This window comes from Acidimicrobiia bacterium (assembly GCA_040881685.1).
In the GTDB taxonomy this organism is placed as follows: domain Bacteria; phylum Actinomycetota; class Acidimicrobiia; order IMCC26256; family PALSA-555; genus SHVJ01.
In genome coordinates this window covers 42,486-59,314 of sequence record JBBECS010000036.1, presented here as the reverse complement: position 1 = coordinate 59,314, position 16,829 = coordinate 42,486, and the positions used below count along the sequence as shown (strand labels likewise).

The following is a 16,829-nucleotide window of genomic DNA, read 5'->3' as shown; positions in this document are numbered from 1 at the left end:
CGAATGCCTTACGTCGTCATGTGTGGTCCGGCGCACACCTCGCCGGACAAGATCGTCGGACCGTTCGAGTCTGGCGACGACGCGGCGCAGTTCACCGCTGGTGAACCCGGTGCGCCCGAGCGCTACGCGGAAGTTCGTGAGCTCGTTCCCCCGCCGGGCTGAAGCCGAGCTACTCGACAAGAATCCAGACGATCAGCCCGACCGCGATGACCGCGGCCACCCAGAAAAAGTGCTTGAAGAAGGTCTGATCGCGCGGTCCCATGGGCGCGTCGCGACCGCCGTCGTTGACGGGACCGATTCGTGGGTCTCCGTCTGGTGGTCCGCCGAGGTTCCCGCGTCGGAAGATGACGCCGTACCGGCGGCGATAACGATCCGTCACGTCGGCAAGCGTACGGCGAGGTCATCGCCATGAGTGCCGGCTTCCGTTGGGAGTACCGGCTCTTCATCGACGGGAAGTGGGAGGACGGGACCGGCGCGGAAACTCTCGAGGTCATCAACCCGGCGACCGAGGAGATCATCGGACAGGTACCGCAGGCGTCGACGAAGGACGTGACGAAGGCCGTCCTCGCGGCGCGCACCGCGTTCGATGACAGACCGTGGGGTCGACTCACGCCGCAAGAACGATCCAAGCTCATGCTGCGCGCCGCAGAAGAGATGATGAAGCGCCAGCCTGCGTTCGCGGAGCTCAACATCGCCGAAGCCGGTTCGGTGGTCGACCTGGCGAACTCGACACAGACGACCGTCGGCATCAACCATTTCACCCACTGGGCCGAGCGTGCCGCCACGTTCCCGTACGTCGAACCGCTGAACGACCCGTCGATCGCCGGCGACGGCGCCATCTTCAAGGTGCCGGTCGGTGTGGTGGCGGCGATCACGCCGTTCAACTTCCCGATGTACCTCAACCTCTGGAAGCTCGGTCCCGCGCTCGCCATGGGCAACACGGTGGTGCTGAAGCCGTCGCCGTACACGCCGCTAGAAGCATTCGCGCTCGCCGAAGTGCTCGAGACGGCCGACTTCCCGCCGGGCGTGGTGAACGTGGTTACCGGCGACGCCGCCGCGGGCGAGGAGCTCACGTCGCACCCGGCCGTCGACATGGTTACGTTCACCGGCTCCGACGTGGTCGGCAGCCGCATCATGGGCCAGGCATCCGACTCGGTGAAGCGCTTGCTGCTTGAGCTCGGCGGCAAGGCGCCGTACATCGTGTTCGCCGACGCCGACATCGACACCATCGGTGCGGCCGCGGCCAACCAGTACATCCGCCACCAGGGGCAGGGTTGCGGCAACCCGACCCGCATGCTCGTGGAGCAGTCGGTGCACGACGACTTCGTCGCGCGCATGGTCGACACGCTCGCCGGCGTGAAGGTGGGCGACCCGGCCGACCCGACCGTTGCGATGGGCCCGCTCATCCGTGAGTCGCAGCGCGCCCGGGCCGAGCACTACATCCAGTCAGGCCTCGACGATGGTGCGTCCGTCGCCTTCGGGGGCAAGCGGCCGGCGCACCTCGAACGCGGCTACTTCCTAGAGCCGACGCTGCTCGTCGACGTGGACAACTCGTGGCCAGTCGCCCAGGACGAGATCTTTGGGCCTGTCGCCTGCGTGATCCCGTTCCGCGACGCGGACGACGCGGTGCGCATCGCCAACGACTCGCGTTACGGGTTGTGCTCGTGGGTGTGGAGCGCCAGCACCGAGCGGGCGATGGCAGTGGCGCAGCGGCTGCGCATCGGCATGGTGAACGTGAACGGCGGCGCCGGCGGCCTGAGCCTCAACGGCACGTTCGGCGGCTTCAAGCGCAGCGGCCTCGGCCGTGAGCTCTCCGACCACGGGCTGCACGAGTACCTGGAGCTCAAGACCGTGTACTGGCCCGCGGAGGGCGGCTGAGGCATCGTGGCCGGCATCGACGTCATCCACTCCCTCACCCTCGGCGATGTCCTGCGCGAGCAGCGCCGCTCGTATCCCGAGCGCACCGCGGTTGTCTGCGGCACACACCGCTTCACATATCCCGAGCTCGACGAACGGGTGAACCGTCTGGCGAACGCGCTTGCCGACCTCGGCGTGACCGAGGGCGAGCGCGTGCTTTGGCTGGGGCAGAACTGCCATCGATTCCTCGAGACACTCCTGGCCACCGCGAAGCTCGGCGCCATCTGTTGCCCGGTGAACTGGCGCAATAGCGCCGACGAGATGGCGTTCGTGCTCGACGACTCGAAGCCGAAGATCGTGATCTGGCAAGAGGAGGAGATCGGCGAACGGGTGAGCGCTGCGCGCGAGAAGGCGGCACACGCGGCGACTTGGATCCAGCACGACAACGGCGAGTTCGAGGCGCTACTTGTCGACGCCTCCCCCGTTGATCCGGACGTCCTGGTCGACGCCGCGGCGTCGGCACTCATGCTCTACACGGCTGCGTTCGAATGCACCCCAAACGGCGCATTGCTCAGCCAGACGGCGATGCTCTGGCAGTCGCTCGTCTGGAGCACAACCCACGACTTCACCTACGAGACCAAGTACCTCGCGAGCGAGCCGATGTTCCATGTAGCCGGCCTGATGAACCTCATCGGCACCTTCCACCGGGGCGGCACGAACGTCTTCGCGCGACGCGTCGACGGCGAAGAGATCTGCCGCCTCATCCAGACCGAGCGCTGCACCACGGCCTACTTCATCGACAAAACCATCAACGAGATCGTCGAGCTCAACAAGGTCCGCAAGTACGACCTCAAGAGCCTCCGCTCACCATCCCGCAACCCCGCATGGGACGCGATGGTCACCCTCGGCACAAGTCCATGGGACACGCAACCCGGCGGCTACGGCCAAACCGAGACGATGGGCATGCTCACGTACCACGCACTGGGCAGCCGTCCTCCCCATGGCGTGCAGGCACGCGTCGTGGACGAAAAGGGCACCGAACTGCCAGCAGACGAGGTCGGCGAGCTCATCGCCAGGGGCCCGACGACGATGAAGAAGTACTACGAGCGCGCTGAGCTGAACGCGAAACGACGGACGGGCCACTGGCACCACACCAATGACCTCGCGCGCCGAAAAGAAGACGGCTCGCTCACCTGGCTCGGCTCGATGGACCGCCTCATCAAGTCAGGGAGCGAAAACATCTATCCAGCCGAAGTGGCGGCACGGATCAAGGAACACCCAGCGGTCGCAGCCTGCGAGGTCATTGGAGTTGCCAATTCCGAATGGGGTGAGGTCGTGCAAGCACTCGTGGTCACGAAACCGGGCATGAGTCTTTCCGAGGACGAGCTGATCCACTACTGCGGTGAGCGCATGGCTTCGTTCAAGAAGCCCCGCACGGTCCGGTTTGTCGACGTACTTCCCGGCGCGTAGCAGTACCGGAGTTCGTGGATCCGCTTCATGATCTCGACGCACGCAGAACGCTCGGCACCTAGGATCCCGGCGGACGCCGCTCCTTTCGCGGCGAGGGGGAGAGACGACCGATGCCACACCCTGACGTGTTCAAGATCCCGCAGGTCGAGGCCCTCGATGAGTACCTCAGTGGCACACCCGACGAGCTGCGCGCCACGTATCGGCACGCGCTCGACTTGATGAGCGAGTACGACGACCAGCCGCTGTCGGAAATCACAGCCCACATCGAGCGGGCCAACGAAGCCAAGGACGCCACGCAGCGCCTCCCGCGCGACGTGGGCACGGCATCGCACTTCTACGAGCACTGGCTCGCCGACTTCAGCGCGCTCGGCGGCAAGAACGTCGACCGCGTGTTCCGCGACGGCTACACGACTGCGATCGAACTCGCGATGAGCGGTGACGAGCCGCTGCCGATCGACACGGTGTGGGTGAGCGGGGTCACCGAAGACTTCGAGATCCACAGCGCTGCAGGTCCGCGACAGATCAGCGTCGTGGTCTTCGTGCCGCTTTCGCAGGAAGAGTTCCAGGCCAGCATCCTCAACGCCAAGTAACGCGCAATCGAGCCAGGCGGTCTGGGCCGAGGCTTCGCCGGCGTATCCACGCCATCCTTCACTCGTTCGCCAGCGCCGAGGCCTGCTCGCCCAGCTGACGCATACCGAGACGCGCCGACTCGTCGACCACAGCTTCGAGGATCGCTCGCGCGTCACGCACATCATCAGGTGCACCGCGGGCGCGGAGTGCGCGTGCCCGCCAGTACTGCGTGCGGGGAAGGAGCGCCCGACCGCCGATCCGCTCCTCCAGAACGAGCGCGTTGTCGAAGTGCGCAGTGGCGACATCCCACTGCCGCCGCGCGGCGGCAAGCATGCCAAGGTAGCGGTCGGCCGCGCCGAGACAGGCCAAGCCACCCAAGGCAACCGCCAAGCGGCCTGCGTACGGGCTCAACAGTTCGTAGAGCTCGCGGGCCGAACCCGGATCACAGTCGCTCGCGATCTCGGCCAGGAGGGCGAGGCCGCCCGCCCATCCGCTCTCGCGCGCGTCGCGGTGGAACCCCGCGGCGCCCAGCCGCTCGAGCACGGCGCGCGCGCCGTCCGCGTCGCCCGACGCGTGCAACGAGGCCGCGAAGAGCGCGCGCGGATAGATGGTGTGGACGTGCTGCTCTGCTACTCCGGCCAGCCCGTGCGCGTCCCTGACCTCGCCGCGCTCGCGTGCCAGGAAGAAGCTCTGGACCGCGAGCATCCCTGCCGCGGCCTGGTAGGCACGTTCGTACCCCCGCATCGCCTCGGCGTAGGTGCCGACCTCGTCGAAGCGACCCTCGAGCAGCGCGACCGTTGCGCTCCATTGCGCGTGGAAGAGCCGGGCGGGCAGCCACCGGAGCTCGGTGCCGACGCGACCGAGCTCCGCGATCGTCGCCGACAACGCGATGGCGTCACCCGCCTCGATGTGGGCCCGCGCGAGGACACGGAGTCCGAACGTGGTCGGTGCCGCGCCGAGGCTCCGTCCGAGCTCGACCAGCTCCTCGCCGAGAGCGATGCGATCGGCGACATCGGGACTCCCTTCGAGGCTGGTCGCACGCGCATGCAGTGCGTTGGCCAGCGTGAAGGAGTCATCGGCGGTGCGCGCTAGTCGGAGGGCCTCGCCGGTCAGCTCCCAGCCGGCTCCGACGGGGAGCTGGTACGACGCGCTCTTGAACGCCTGGATGGCGATCAAGCGAGCCCGCAGCGCGGGGTGCCCGTCGCCGAGCGCGGCGACGGCCTCGCGGAGCAACTCGGTCACCTCGGAGGGGTAGGCCATCGCGCCGTAGCCAGGCTCCGCGAACACCACGACCACGCGCCCCAAGCGCTCCGGTGAGGCCATGGCGCGGGCCTCGTGCACGGCCTCCAACGCGGCCTCGATGCCCGCGCGCTCGTCGACGCTCACGAGCGCTTCGGCGCGATCGATGAGCAGGTCGACGCGTCGAATCGCGTCGGTCGGCGCGTGCTGCTCCAGTAGCTCGAGCGCACGCTCGAAGAACGCGACGGCATCGTCGAAGACGAGGTCGGCCGCCGCGTCGTGGCCCGCCTTCGTCGTGTACTCGATGGCCTTCCCGACGTCGACCAGTGGCAAGGCCCGGGTGAAATGCTGTGCGAGCACGGCGGCACCGACCGGAAGCCCCCGAGTCGCTTCCAGCGCCTCGCCCACCCGGGCATGCAGCTGCGCGCGCCGGGCGACGCCGAGCTCGCCGTAGAGCGTCTGGCGGATCAAGGCGTGCGAGAACGTGTACCGCCCCGCGCCGCCCGCATCTTCGGCGACGAGCCCTGCTGCCCCGGCTTCGTCGAGCGCGTTGAGGACCTCCTCCGTGGCACGCTCGATCGCGCGACCGAGGAGCATCGCATCGAAGTCCGAGCCCACGACGGCCGCCGCGCTCAGCACGTCGTTCACCACGGGCGACAGCCGCGCGAGGCGGCGCACGACGACCTCGCGCACCCCCGCGGGGAGGTCGAGGGCCCCGACATCGATCGCGCGGGTCTCGCCGCCGGTCGACGCCAGCGCGCCCGTCTCGATGAGGTGGCGCAGCAGCTCCTCGAGGAACAGTGGGTTCCCGCCCGTCTCACGGTGCAACGCCTCGACGAGCGGGGCCTCGAGCACGTGCCCGGCGATGCCCTGGAGCAGCGCTGCGCTCTCCGCGACGGACAGGCCGTGCAATGCCACCCACGTTGCGAACGACTCGCGGCGCAGGTCGGCGAGCAGGTCGGCGAGCGGAGCGTCGCGCGCGAGCTCGACGTCGCGGTAACAGATGACGACGAGCAGCGCGGCGCGGCGCGCCGCCCGCACGAGGTGGCGCAGCAGCTGCAAGGTCGGCCGGTCGGCCCAATGCACGTCGTCGAGCACCAGCAGCGCCGGCTGCCCGACCGCGACCCCGGTGATCATCGTCGTCATCGCCTCGAACAGGCGGTACCGCTCGGTCTCGGGGTCGCCCGAGATCGGTCGCACCTCTCCGGGGATCCGGCCGAGGAACTCGGGGAAGAGGCGCGCGAGGTCTTGCTCGAGGCCGTGCAGCCGTTCGTGCATCGCGGCGGGCGAGATCGTGGCAACCAGCGGGCGCAGCGCCTCGACGAAGGGCTGGTACGGAACGATCGTCTCCTGGTCGCAACGGCCGTAGAGCACCACGCCACCCTGCTCGTGGGCGCGCCGCGCGATCTCGGCCGCGAGTCGCGTCTTGCCGATCCCCGGCTCCCCCGCAACGAGCGCCACCTGCACCGCGCCGTCGCCGGCTTGCTGCCACGCGCGTTCGAGCCGGTCGACCTCGGCGTCGCGGCCCGCGAGCCCATCGTCGAGGCGGGCGAACGACGGCTCCTTGCGCCGCAAGCTGCCGGGGAAGGCATCGAGCGTCTGGAGGGGCGGGAACTGCGAGGGCAGCTCGGCGACCGTCAGCTGGTAGACGCGCTCCGGCCCGCTGAGCCCACGAAGTCGATGGTCGCCGAGATCGAGGAGCCCGAGGTCGCGGGGCAGCGCGTCGCGCACCTCGTCGGCGCTCGCGCGACTGAGCACGATCTGACCCCCGTGCGCCGCCGCCATCAACCGAGCGCCGCGGTTGACCGCGGGGCCGTGGTAGTCGCCGTCACGCGGCTCGGCGTCGGCCGTGTGGATGCCGATGCGGACGCGCAACGCTCCGGTGCCACCCCACTCCTCCGTCGCGAGTCGCCGGAGTGCATCAGCGGCGGCGGCAACCGCGTCGGACGACGACGTCAGCACGGCGAGCAGGCCGTCGCCGGTCGTCTTGACCACTGCTCCGCCATGGCGTTCGACCGCGGCGCGAAGGAGCTCGTCATGGCGCGCCAGCGCGGCCGGCATCACGTCGGGGTGCTCGTCCCACAAGCGGGTCGAATCCTCGAGATCGGTGAAGAGGAACGTCACCAGCCCCTTGGGGAGGACCTTGGCGTCCTTGCCCGCCTCGCTCGGTGATGCGTCAGGAGGCACTGAGCTGATCCCGCAGGGTTTGGTGGCGGACCTTCCCCGTCGTCGTCAGGGGGAGCTCGTCGATCGACTCGATGCGCTCAGGCCACTTGTACTTGGCGACGCCCATCTCGCCGAATGCCGTGGTGATCTCGTCCACCGTCGGTGGCGTCTTGCCCGTCGGGACGATGAAGGCGCAGATGCGTTCGCCGTATCGGGCATCGGGTACACCGACCACGGCGGCGTCCTTCACGTCTGGGATGCGCAACAGCAGCTCCTCCACCTCTCGCGGTGAGACGTTCAGCCCGCCGCGAATGATGATGTCGCGCTTCCTTCCGGCGATGCGCAGGTAACCGTCGGCGTCGAAGGTGCCGAGGTCTTGGGTGGTCTGCCAGCCGTCGGGGCGGAATGTCTCGTTGGTGAGGTCGGGCTGGTTGAAGTAGCCGAGTGCCACGTTGGGGCCGCGGCACTCGAGCTCGCCGGGGTTGCCCGGAGCGCACTCGTTGCCGTCGTCGTCCACCGCGCGCACCTGCACGTTCGGCAGCGCGCGGCCGTCGGAGCCGGTGAGCTTCTCGATCGGGTCGTCGAGCCGACCGAGCACCGAGTGGAGGTGCTCGGTCTGGCCGTAGCCGGGGATGAGCGACAGACCGAGGCGCTCGCGGGCGTCGACGCACATCTGGCGCGGGATCGGCGCGCCTGCGCAGATCATCGTCAGCGGACCGGCCGGGCGCCATTCGTCGGCGAGGTCGACGAGGTCGCGCGCCATCGTGGGCGGGCCGTAGATGAACGTGCCGCCCTCGGCGTCGATGAGGTCGGCGGCAGCGCGCGGGTCCCAGCGCTCCATCGAGACGAGGGTCGCCCCGCTGAACAGCGCGAAGCGCAGGCCCCAGCACAGCCCCGCACCCCACGACATCGGCACCGCACACATCACCACGTCATCAGGGCCGAGGGCGACGATCTCGGCGACGGTGCGCGACGAGTATTGCGCCTCTTCATGGCTGTGTAGCACACCCTTCATGGCGACCGTGCCTGACGTGTTGAGGATGTACGCACCGTCGGACGCCTTGGATGGTGTCGTCTCAGGCGCGCCTTCGACCGCTTCCCCGCCCAGGACGTCGCTCGCGGCCGCGACCCGTCCATCGGTCGCGGCCTGGGTCGCACGTTGGATGGCGCCGTAGTCGACGTCCCGCCACGTGCCCGGGTGCAGCACGAGACGACTGCCGAGCAGTCCGTACACCTGGTCGATCTCGTGCTCCCGGAACTGGACTGCGAGCGGGTTGTGGACGCCGCCCACGAGTTCGACGGCCACGTGCAGCACCACCACGTCCGCGCCGTTCGGCAGCTGCGACGACACGATGTCGCCCGGTCCGATGCCGAGGCGCTGGAGCGCCGCCGCCGTGGCCCTGGCCTCGTTCCACAGCTCGGCCCACGTGATGCGCCGGTGCTCGTCAATGACAGCGACGCGGTCACCCTGCGTCGACGCCCAGCGGTGCACGTCGTCAGTGAGCCTGTCCTCGCGCCACCAACCCTCGGAGCGGTACCGCTCATGGTCCTGCTCCCGCTCGGTCGGTGATCCGCCCATCGGCAGGCGAGTCTGTGGCCGCGCCTCACGAAGCGTCAACCAGACGACTGAGGCAAAGGGGGGTCGGTCCGGGCGAGGGCTCCGTTGTGCAGTCGACCGTGATCTGGTGCTCTATCCGGCACGCTGGCTACCGCTCCGTCAGCCGCTCCCAGCCCTCAGGCGGTGGTGCCAGGCGCCAGTACTGCTCGGGTACGGGCGCGTTGAGACGGGTGGACAGCGCGTGGTCGCGCTCCAACGGGCCGAGCTGCGACTTGTAGCAGTCCATCGCGCGGCGTTTGCGCTCGGGGTCGGGCGGCGCAGGGATGACCGCGGGTGTGGGCCAGAGACCGGAGTGGAACAACTTCGAGATGCGCCAGGCGAGCATTCCCGGGATGTGCTTGTAGCCGCTGTCCTCGTACGCGAACCACGCGATATCGGGCATGCGGTCGACCACGAGGCGGCCCGCATCCTGCGTGAGCTCGTGGTCGGGGTTGGCGATCCCCATCGGCACGAACACCGCGCTAGGCGCGGCGGCGCGCAGCGCGGCCTCGAGTGCTTCCGCGACCCGCTCGGGTGTCGCACGCTCGTGCTTCTGTTGGTACTGCCAGTCGACGAAGTCGAGCCACACCGGCTCTGCCTCGAACACGGCCATCGCGGCGCGCTCTTCGACACGGCGGAGCTCGACGACGTCGTCCCCGACCGTGAAGCCGCCAAGGGCGTCCCACTCCGTCGGTTCGGCGGGATAGGTCGGCGGCTTGCCCGCGCACACGGTGATCACGGTCGAGCCTGGGTTCGCCGAGAGCAGGTGTGCGGTGCCGAGCGCGGCATCGTCGAAGTGCGGTGACACGACCACGATGCGCTCAAGGTCACTGGTTGCGACGGCGCCGAACATCGATCTGGAGGCTACCGACGCACCAGGCCTGGGGTCATCGGAACGCCGACGAAGTCAATGCGACTTGTCGGACATTTGGTAGATCTGGAGCCGGTTGCCTGCGGGATCGCGAAAGTAGGAGAACCGACCCCATTCCTCTTCGAGCACTGGGTGGCAGCTGATCCCGGCCTGCTCGAGGCGAGCGCGTTCGGCATCTACGTCGTCGACGAGAAAGCACAGCTCGATGGCCGAGCGCGCATCGGCGCGGAGCTCGTCGACATCGCGGCAGTACGCGACGGCGTCGAAGAGCTCCAGAATCATGTTCCCGGCCACCATCGATGCCCAGTTGACGAGTGGCACGGCGGGCGGGCCCGGTTCGATGTCGATGATCTCGCACCCGAGCTGATCTCGGTAGAACGCGAGCATCGCCGGGAAGTCCTCTACGAAGAGATTCACCTGGGCGAGGATCACGTCTTGTCAGCTGTTCTTCTGGTGCTCCGTCAGCCGAGCGAGCTCCACCGCCACGTCGCTGGCGAACTGGCGGGCGTCCCAGTGCACACCACCATCGCTGTTTGTCGACGCCTTGTTGTCCTCCATGCTGGCGGCGAAGTCATCGAGCAGGAACAGGTCGACGTCGTCGTTCGTGAAGCGGCGGGGCTGGAACGGCGTGTCGAGGATCCGGAGCAGGCGCGCGAGGTAGAGCAGCAGGAAGTAGATCGCGCCCAGGAGCACATACGCCTCAGCACTCGACGAGTTCTCGGTGAACGTGAGCATGCCGACCGCCACGAACAGCACGGTCCAGATCAACATGTACGCCGAGGGCACGAACTCGGTCTGCTGGATGTGGTACACCCGCAAGACGGACTTGCGGATCGCCGACTGCTCACCGCGCAGGCGGGAAATGTACGTGGCGATCACTTCCAGCCGGTCCATCTCCGCGAACGACTCGCTGATGGCGTTCACCGCCGCGACACACGTGCGCTCCCCTGGCTTCTCCAGATCGGAGCGGAACGTGAGCACCACGTTGCGCAGCCGGCGCTCGAGGCCTGCGAGGTCGAAGTGGGCCTTCTCCTTCTTGAACATCGTGCCGTCGGTGTGGATGCTCGACAGGCCGGCGACGATCTCGGCCGGCACGCGCTCACTCTCCTTGTAGTCAGTAAGCGTGCCTGCGACGACGAGCGCGACCACGAAGATCCCACCAGACACCAGCGCCGTGAGCAGCGACGAGACCTCGACGAACTCCCAGTCGAACTCCTCGACCGCGAAGCGCAGGCCCAGGAGCAACGCGACGATGACCGCGGTCTGGAACGCGAGCTTGCCTCGCCTGGCGATGAGACTGATGAACGAACCCATGGATCCTCCGGTGCCGCGTGGGGCCATGGTAGGTGCGCCTGAACCGGAGACCGGGAACCCGGTTCCGGGCACGCCCGCGGACGATCAGTGCCGACTGATCTCCACCGGAAGCGATCGCGGGCCGATCTCGAAGAACGTCGGGACATTGACGAACTCGTAGCCGGGCGCGAGGCGGATCGAGTCCGGCGGGAACCGCTCGAGGAACGCGGCGATCGCGATGCGAGCCTCGGCTCGGGCAAGCGCCGCACCGGGACAGACGTGCGAGCCGTAGCCGAACGTGAGGTGCTGATCGGCGTTCGCACGGTCGATGCGGAACGTGTCGGCATCGTCGAACAGCTGCTTGTCGCGGTTGGCGGATGCGGAACCGACGATCACGCGCTCCCCCGGGTGCACCGGGACGTCGTCGGCGATCGTGGTGTCGTGCACGCAGCCGCGGGCGACGAACAGCACTGGCGGTGAGAGGCGGAGGCTCTCCTCGATCGCGCGATCGAGCGCGGCGTCATCGGTGCGCAGCGCGTGCTCGACGCTGGCGTTGGTCAACATCTGGTTGAGCAAGTTCCCCAGCAGCTGGCTCGTCGTCGTGAACCCGCCGGTGATCAGGTTGCGCGTGAGCGCCCGGACCTGCCGACGGGTCAGCCGACTCCCTTCGACCTCGAGCGCGAGCAGCTTGGTGACGACGTCGGTCGGTGCATCAGGGTCGAGATCGGCGCCTTCTCGTCGGTCGATCTGCTCGTCGATGTAGCCGACGAACTCGGGAAAGGCGTTCTCGAACCCTTCGCCGCGGGCGGTTCGGTTCGTAAGCGGGAAACCGCTCTCCATGAACTCCTTGGTCCACGCCGCGATCCGGTCGGAGTCTTCCGGCGGGAACCCGAGGAGGTACACGGTCACTCGGTTGGGAAGCGGGGCCGTGAACGCCGGCACCAGGTCGGCCGTGCCGGCCACTGGGATCGCGTCGAGCAGACGACCGGCCGTCTCGCGGATGAACGGCTCAGCCGCGTGCACCACGCGCGGGGTCAGCGCCGTCACCATCACCCGGCGGACCGGCGTGTGCAGAGGTGGATCGAGCTCGCCCAGCACCCGATCCTCGAGCGGCACCACGACACCGGGCTCCTTGAGGCCCGATGCGTTCGAGAACGAGGTCGTGTCCCGGAGCACGGCCTGACACTCGGCATGACGGGTCACGTAGTGCATCCCACCGGAGATCGACGCGACCGGTCCTTCCTTCCGAAGCTCGGCGAGCAACGGCCATGCGTCCTGCACCTGCTCGGCGTCGAACGGGTTGAACGCCTTCTCGTCGTCGGTCACGGCCACAACGTATCCCGCTAGTCGGCGAAGACCTCGCGACTCAGCTGGATGAAGAACGTGTGGTCGTGGCCCTTGTTCTCGTCCTTCGCGTTGTACTTGGCGTTCGCGCTTCCGTCGGGGACGCCCTCCTCGGTATAGATGGCGCCGACAGGGCACACGTCGGGCTGGTAGCACGCAGTGCACGACGTGCACTCCTCGAGGTTCACGTACAGGATGCTGTCCGCGAAGACCGAGACCATGTCCGGGTTCGGCTGATGGGTGTTCTCGGTGACGCCGCTTCCCGCCTCCGCCTCGGAGAAGAGCATGTTCTTCGCCGGGTCGAACTCGTAGATGCACTGGACCGGACATACGTCCACGCACGCCCGATCCTTCACGTCGATGCACGCCTCGGTGATGATGGCAAGCCCGGACATCTCTCACTCCTCTGGTCGCTCTCGGGGATCTACCCAGGAGCTCCCTCGAGGAAGCCCCGCTGTGATCAGGGTTGGCTGATGAACGTGGCGCTGTAACGCATCTTGACCGGGTTGCTGCGCATGACGCGCTCGTTCCACACCTCGACGATCTGCGTCCACTTGGAAGCGTCGACGCCGTGCTCGGCGACGATAACCAGCGCCTTCTGCTCGTCGGCTTGCGGGCCGGCGTTGACGATCGCTTTGCAGATCGTGGCGTACTCATCGACCCCGACACCCTCGACCGGCGCGAAGTCGGCGTCCTTCGGGTCGATCTCGGCGCCCTTCACAACTTGCTCCATGAGGCTCTCGGCCGCGCCGGTTGCACCCGCCTGGTCGATCGCATCCATCGACTCGAGCGGCTTCGCTGCACCGCGAGCGCGCAGCGCGGCGCGCAAGCTGTCGAACATTCGTCCCATGGTCCTTCGAGTGTACGGTCCCCCGCGTGACGGCGGCGCGGGGGAACACCACGATCCGAACGATGGCTGAGGCAGTGGGCGAGCTGCGACCGCGCGACTCGCTGACGATCCCACTTGGACCGGGGCAACCGACCGGGTTCCTGCACGCGCTCGGCGAACGCGATGATTGGGAGCAGCTCGATGTGCTGGGCGCGCTGCTCGTCGACCTGTTCGAGGTGCTCACGAAGCCGAACGTGCACTACCGCACCGGGTTCTTCGGACCCGCCGAGCGGTTCCTCATCGACTCGGGCGCCGAGGTGCAATACATCCCGGCTGACTTCCGACGGTTCGGCCCTGTCGCGGAGCAGACCTCGTCGCGAGTCGTGGCAACGCTCGCGACACCACCGGATGAGTCGGGCTTCATGAGCCTCGGCCTGCACTCGGGTGCGATCCAGGACGAGCTCACGCGTGTTGCCGCCGACCCCGATCGGGTGCTCATCGTGGAGATCAACCCTGCCTGCCCGCGCACACTCGGGCTTCCGCCCGACCATCCGCACGGGTTGCACGTGGACGATGTGGACATCCTCGTGGAGAGCGACCGACCGATGTTCGTGCTCGCTGACGTCGAGCCGACCGCGGTGGAGCTCGCGATCGCTGAGCAGGCCGACGGATTCGTGGTCGACGGCTCGACGCTCCAGACCGGTATCGGTGGTGTCCCGTCGGCCGTCGCCGGTCTGCTCGCGCAGGGACAAGGCGGAGACTACGGCGTGCACTCCGAGATGTTCACGACCGGCCTCATGAAGCTGCACGCGGCGGGCAAGATCACGAATCAGCGAAAAGGCGTGTTCGTCGGCCATTCGATCAGCACGTTCGCGGCCGGCACGGCCGAGCTCAACACGTGGCTCGACGGCAACCAAGAGGTCCGGTTCCTCCCCGTGTCGGTCGTCAACTCGCCTGACGTCATCGCGAAGAACGAGCGCATGGTCACGATCAACAGCGCGCTCACGATCGATCTCTTCGGTCAGATCGTGGCCGACACCATCGGGGGCAAGCAGTACTCGGGCATCGGTGGGCACGAGGACTTCGCCGCCGCGTCCGGCATCCAGCTCCAGGACCGTGCGCTCCTGTGTCTACCGTCGACCTCCACGATCGCCGACCAGCTGACCTCTCGGATCGTCGCCTCTTTGCCGGCGGGATCGATCGTCACGACGCCGCGCCATCAGTTGGACGTGGTGATCACGGAGCACGGAACCGCAGAGCTCAGGGGTCGGACCGTGCGCGAGCGCGCCTTGGCGCTCGCCGAGGTTGCCCATCCCGACTTCCGCGACGGGCTGCGCGAGCACGCTCGCTCCCTCGGCTGAGGACCGCGAGCTACTTCAAGCGCTGCTTGTGGGCCACGGACTCGACGTCGAGCGAGCGGTCGACCAGGGCGTGGGCAACGTCGACGAGTCGCAGGTTGTGGTCACGGGCATGGCCGCGGAGCAGCGAGAACGCAGTGTCCATGCTCAGATCGGCGTGCTGGCCGATCACGCCCTTGGCCTGCTCGATGGCCACCCGGCTGTCGAGCGCGTATTGGAGCTGCTCGGCCAGGAGCCGATGCTCTTCCGCGGCGCGGTGCTGGAGGATGCCGATGGTCGCGACATCAGCCAGGGCTTGTGCGGCGACAAGGTCGGCCGCGTCGATCAGGCCCGTCTGGGCCCGCAACAGGTTCAGGGAGCCGATCGTGTCGTCGCGCAGGCGCATCGGCAGGGCATAGGACGAGAGCCAACCCGACGCCACGGCCTGGTCGACGAACCGTGGCCAGCGATCGGCGGCGGTGCGCAAGTCCTCGCACTGAACCAGCGCGCCGGCGCGGAAGCAGTCGAGGCTCGGCCCTTCGTCGCGCTGGATCTCGAGCACGTCGAGCAGACGGGCGTCGTGGCTCGACGATGCAGCAACGCGGACGCCTCCAGGACCGTTGCCGAGGAGCAACCCTGCCTCGGCCAGGTCGAAGAGCTCGACGCATCGCGACGTGAGCACGGTCAGGAACTCCAAGACGTCAAAATCCGCTACCAGGGTGTCGGCAACGTCGACAAAGGTCTGAGCGAGCAAGGTCTCACGCTTCGTGACCACCGCGCCCTCCTCTCGCCGCTCGTGTGCTCAACCCGTCTCGCCTGTCACTCCGTCAGACCGTCCATCGTGACGCGCCGCATGACCACATCACGGGCGACTGCATTGATCGACTCCCCCCGAGCGTACGCGAACGCGCGGAGGCGAACGAGCGCATCCACGATGCCGATCTCCAGCTGCTCGGAGATCATCCCTGACGCCTGGTGTACCTCAGCCCGCAGACCGTCGGCGTGGTCGATCTCGTGGGGGAGCTTGCCCGCCGGCGCACCGGCCTGCATCGAGAGCACGGCTTGGGTCACGACCTCGGCCAGGACGATTGCGTCGGAGATGCGCTCGGGGTCGAGGACCGTGGGGCGATCTGCGTACAGGTCGAGCGCGCCCATGCGCGCCGCGCCGACCCGCAAGGGGAAACCGAAGGCCGCGTGCACACCGAGCTCGCGCACTGCCGGGCCGAAGGTCGGCCACCGGCTGCCCAGCGCCGCCAGGTCCGGTTCTAAGACCGGACGGCCCAAGTCGTGGGCCTGGATCCCAGGCCCTTCACCGAGTGTGAACTGGAGATCTTCGACCGCGCGGATGGCGTCGTCGGAAGCCGCCAGCGCGCTGCCGTTGCCGTCATCGTTCATCAGGACGATGGCGGCTCCGCTCACCGCGAACAACTCAACGCAGGCATGGCACAGATGAGGGCCCAAGTGCTCACCGCGTTCGCGATCACCCTCGAGGCGAGTGAGGAGCTCGACCAGCTCTGGGCGCTGCATCGTCAGCGCGCCGAGTTCTGTAGGGGAACCCCCGATGGAGGTCGAGCCATGTTCAAGCTGCCCTGACGAGACCGAAGCGGGTCATCGAGCGGCGGAACCAGAAGACCGACGCCGCCACTGGACCGAGGAACAGCACCCACGACAACAACGTCTTCGCCATGATGAACGTCGTCGTCGATTGGCTGAGGAGCAGCCAGAGTGTGATCGCTGTGTTGGCAAACCCGACGGCGGCCCACATCATCGAGCAGCGCACCATGAATGCGTGGACGCGTTTGTCGTCCTGGACATGATCCGGGATGAAGCAGTAGTCGCTCGCGAATCGTCGTGCGAGCGGTTGACCGATGACGACCGACAGCAGAAACGCCGACGCGACGAGCGCGGCGCCGAGGATCGGTTGGGCGAAGTACACGAACGTGCTGCCGGTTGCCAGGGAGAGCACCGAGCGGGTGGTGAGCATGAGCGCGCCGACGATCATGATGCCGGACACCCTGCGCCCCGTCAGGAGACGACGGGAGATCGCCGCCGCCTCCCAGCCGAGCCCCGCGACGATGGCGGGCCAGATGCCGAAGAAGCGCATCGTGATCAGGAACAACCCGAGTGGGATCAGTACGCCCTCGAGGATCTGCGGGATGGCCCGACGTGCGAGCTGGACGAACGATGGGATCCGGACACTGGTCGGCTCGGCGTGATCGCGCCAGTAATCCGGGCGTGCCGTGATCGTGCTCACGG

At 67.8% G+C, this 16,829-nt stretch carries 18 protein-coding genes; 6 read left to right on the top strand and 12 right to left on the bottom strand.

What is annotated here, in order from left to right; all coding sequences use genetic code 11:
• Positions 1 to 3 precede the first annotated feature (3 nt).
• Positions 4 to 162: a hypothetical protein gene (locus WEE69_08605; GenBank protein MEX1145349.1), complete on the top strand. Its 159-nt coding sequence runs from the start codon at positions 4 to 6 to the stop codon at positions 160 to 162.
• A gap of 7 nt (positions 163 to 169) precedes the next feature.
• Here WEE69_08605 and WEE69_08600 read toward each other — a convergent pair whose 3' ends face one another.
• A complete protein-coding gene (locus WEE69_08600) occupies positions 170 to 379 on the bottom strand; it encodes a hypothetical protein (GenBank protein MEX1145348.1) in 210 nt (69 codons plus the stop codon).
• A gap of 29 nt (positions 380 to 408) precedes the next feature.
• Between WEE69_08600 and WEE69_08595 the strand changes: the two genes are divergently transcribed.
• The 3 genes from WEE69_08595 (at position 409) to WEE69_08585 (ending at position 3,917) form a co-directional block, all read left to right on the top strand.
• Positions 409 to 1,878 (top strand): aldehyde dehydrogenase family protein, encoded by a 1,470-nt coding sequence (locus WEE69_08595; protein MEX1145347.1) that lies wholly within the window; start codon positions 409 to 411, stop codon positions 1,876 to 1,878.
• Between the two features lie 6 nt (positions 1,879 to 1,884).
• Entirely contained in the window at positions 1,885 to 3,327 is a 1,443-nt protein-coding gene (locus WEE69_08590) for an AMP-binding protein (protein MEX1145346.1), read from the top strand.
• A 110-nt stretch (positions 3,328 to 3,437) separates the two neighbouring features.
• Positions 3,438 to 3,917 (top strand): hypothetical protein, encoded by a 480-nt coding sequence (locus tag WEE69_08585; protein ID MEX1145345.1) that lies wholly within the window; start codon positions 3,438 to 3,440, stop codon positions 3,915 to 3,917.
• A 58-nt stretch (positions 3,918 to 3,975) separates the two neighbouring features.
• On the opposite strand, the gene WEE69_08580 is transcribed toward WEE69_08585, so the two are convergent.
• The 8 genes from WEE69_08580 to WEE69_08545 form a co-directional block, all read right to left on the bottom strand.
• On the bottom strand, positions 3,976 to 7,323 hold the full coding sequence (locus WEE69_08580; protein MEX1145344.1) for an AAA family ATPase: 3,348 nt from the start codon (positions 7,321 to 7,323) through the stop codon (positions 3,976 to 3,978).
• Positions 7,313 to 8,881, bottom strand: a complete 1,569-nt coding sequence (locus WEE69_08575) for an AMP-binding protein (GenBank protein ID MEX1145343.1) — start codon at positions 8,879 to 8,881, stop codon at positions 7,313 to 7,315. The genes WEE69_08580 and WEE69_08575 overlap by 11 nt, the downstream gene beginning before the upstream one ends.
• Positions 8,882 to 9,008: 127 nt before the next feature.
• Entirely contained in the window at positions 9,009 to 9,752 is a 744-nt protein-coding gene (locus tag WEE69_08570) for a PIG-L family deacetylase (protein ID MEX1145342.1), read from the bottom strand.
• Positions 9,753 to 9,806: 54 nt separating this feature from the next.
• Entirely contained in the window at positions 9,807 to 10,187 is a 381-nt protein-coding gene (locus WEE69_08565; protein ID MEX1145341.1) for a VOC family protein, read from the bottom strand.
• Between the two features lie 21 nt (positions 10,188 to 10,208).
• A complete protein-coding gene (locus WEE69_08560; GenBank protein ID MEX1145340.1) occupies positions 10,209 to 11,084 on the bottom strand; it encodes a hypothetical protein in 876 nt (291 codons plus the stop codon).
• Positions 11,085 to 11,168: 84 nt separating this feature from the next.
• Positions 11,169 to 12,389 (bottom strand): cytochrome P450, encoded by a 1,221-nt coding sequence (locus WEE69_08555; GenBank protein ID MEX1145339.1) that lies wholly within the window; start codon positions 12,387 to 12,389, stop codon positions 11,169 to 11,171.
• Positions 12,390 to 12,406: 17 nt separating this feature from the next.
• Positions 12,407 to 12,802 carry a ferredoxin family protein gene (locus WEE69_08550; GenBank protein ID MEX1145338.1) on the bottom strand — a complete coding sequence of 132 codons (396 nt, stop codon included), beginning with the start codon at positions 12,800 to 12,802 and terminating at the stop codon, positions 12,407 to 12,409.
• Between the two features lie 65 nt (positions 12,803 to 12,867).
• The gene (locus tag WEE69_08545) at positions 12,868 to 13,257 is read right to left on the bottom strand and encodes a hypothetical protein (GenBank protein ID MEX1145337.1); all 390 of its coding nucleotides are present in this window, start codon (positions 13,255 to 13,257) and stop codon (positions 12,868 to 12,870) included.
• Positions 13,258 to 13,319: 62 nt separating this feature from the next.
• Between WEE69_08545 and WEE69_08540 the strand changes: the two genes are divergently transcribed.
• The gene (locus WEE69_08540; protein ID MEX1145336.1) at positions 13,320 to 14,597 is read left to right on the top strand and encodes an acetyl-CoA hydrolase/transferase C-terminal domain-containing protein; all 1,278 of its coding nucleotides are present in this window, start codon (positions 13,320 to 13,322) and stop codon (positions 14,595 to 14,597) included.
• Between the two features lie 10 nt (positions 14,598 to 14,607).
• Here WEE69_08540 and WEE69_08535 read toward each other — a convergent pair whose 3' ends face one another.
• On the bottom strand, positions 14,608 to 15,348 hold the full coding sequence (locus tag WEE69_08535; GenBank protein MEX1145335.1) for a GAF and ANTAR domain-containing protein: 741 nt from the start codon (positions 15,346 to 15,348) through the stop codon (positions 14,608 to 14,610).
• A 44-nt stretch (positions 15,349 to 15,392) separates the two neighbouring features.
• Positions 15,393 to 16,034, bottom strand: a complete 642-nt coding sequence (locus WEE69_08530; protein ID MEX1145334.1) for a GAF and ANTAR domain-containing protein — start codon at positions 16,032 to 16,034, stop codon at positions 15,393 to 15,395.
• On the opposite strand from WEE69_08530, the gene WEE69_08525 reads away from it, so the two are divergent.
• Positions 16,023 to 16,166 (top strand): hypothetical protein, encoded by a 144-nt coding sequence (locus WEE69_08525; protein MEX1145333.1) that lies wholly within the window; start codon positions 16,023 to 16,025, stop codon positions 16,164 to 16,166. The two genes, WEE69_08530 and WEE69_08525, sit on opposite strands and share 12 nt — an antisense overlap.
• On the opposite strand, the gene WEE69_08520 is transcribed toward WEE69_08525, so the two are convergent.
• Positions 16,153 to 16,827 carry a VC0807 family protein gene (locus WEE69_08520; GenBank protein ID MEX1145332.1) on the bottom strand — a complete coding sequence of 225 codons (675 nt, stop codon included), beginning with the start codon at positions 16,825 to 16,827 and terminating at the stop codon, positions 16,153 to 16,155. The two genes, WEE69_08525 and WEE69_08520, sit on opposite strands and share 14 nt — an antisense overlap.
• Between the last annotated feature and the right edge of the window lie 2 nt (positions 16,828 to 16,829).

What these genes read in the sequence shown, in the direction of transcription:
- WEE69_08595 (MEX1145347.1), top strand. Translation starts at nt 409, where the DNA reads ATGAGTGCCGGCTTCCGTTGGGAGTACCGGCTCTTCATCGACGGGAAG.
- WEE69_08575 (MEX1145343.1), bottom strand. Translation starts at nt 8,881, where the DNA reads ATGGGCGGATCACCGACCGAGCGGGAGCAGGACCATGAGCGGTACCGC.
- WEE69_08560 (MEX1145340.1), bottom strand. Translation starts at nt 11,084, where the DNA reads ATGGGTTCGTTCATCAGTCTCATCGCCAGGCGAGGCAAGCTCGCGTTC.
- WEE69_08605 (MEX1145349.1), top strand. Translation starts at nt 4, where the DNA reads ATGCCTTACGTCGTCATGTGTGGTCCGGCGCACACCTCGCCGGACAAG.
- WEE69_08525 (MEX1145333.1), top strand. Translation starts at nt 16,023, where the DNA reads ATGAGGGCCCAAGTGCTCACCGCGTTCGCGATCACCCTCGAGGCGAGT.
- WEE69_08545 (MEX1145337.1), bottom strand. Translation starts at nt 13,257, where the DNA reads ATGGGACGAATGTTCGACAGCTTGCGCGCCGCGCTGCGCGCTCGCGGT.
- WEE69_08540 (MEX1145336.1), top strand. Translation starts at nt 13,320, where the DNA reads ATGGCTGAGGCAGTGGGCGAGCTGCGACCGCGCGACTCGCTGACGATC.
- WEE69_08585 (MEX1145345.1), top strand. Translation starts at nt 3,438, where the DNA reads ATGCCACACCCTGACGTGTTCAAGATCCCGCAGGTCGAGGCCCTCGAT.
- WEE69_08570 (MEX1145342.1), bottom strand. Translation starts at nt 9,752, where the DNA reads ATGTTCGGCGCCGTCGCAACCAGTGACCTTGAGCGCATCGTGGTCGTG.
- WEE69_08550 (MEX1145338.1), bottom strand. Translation starts at nt 12,802, where the DNA reads ATGTCCGGGCTTGCCATCATCACCGAGGCGTGCATCGACGTGAAGGAT.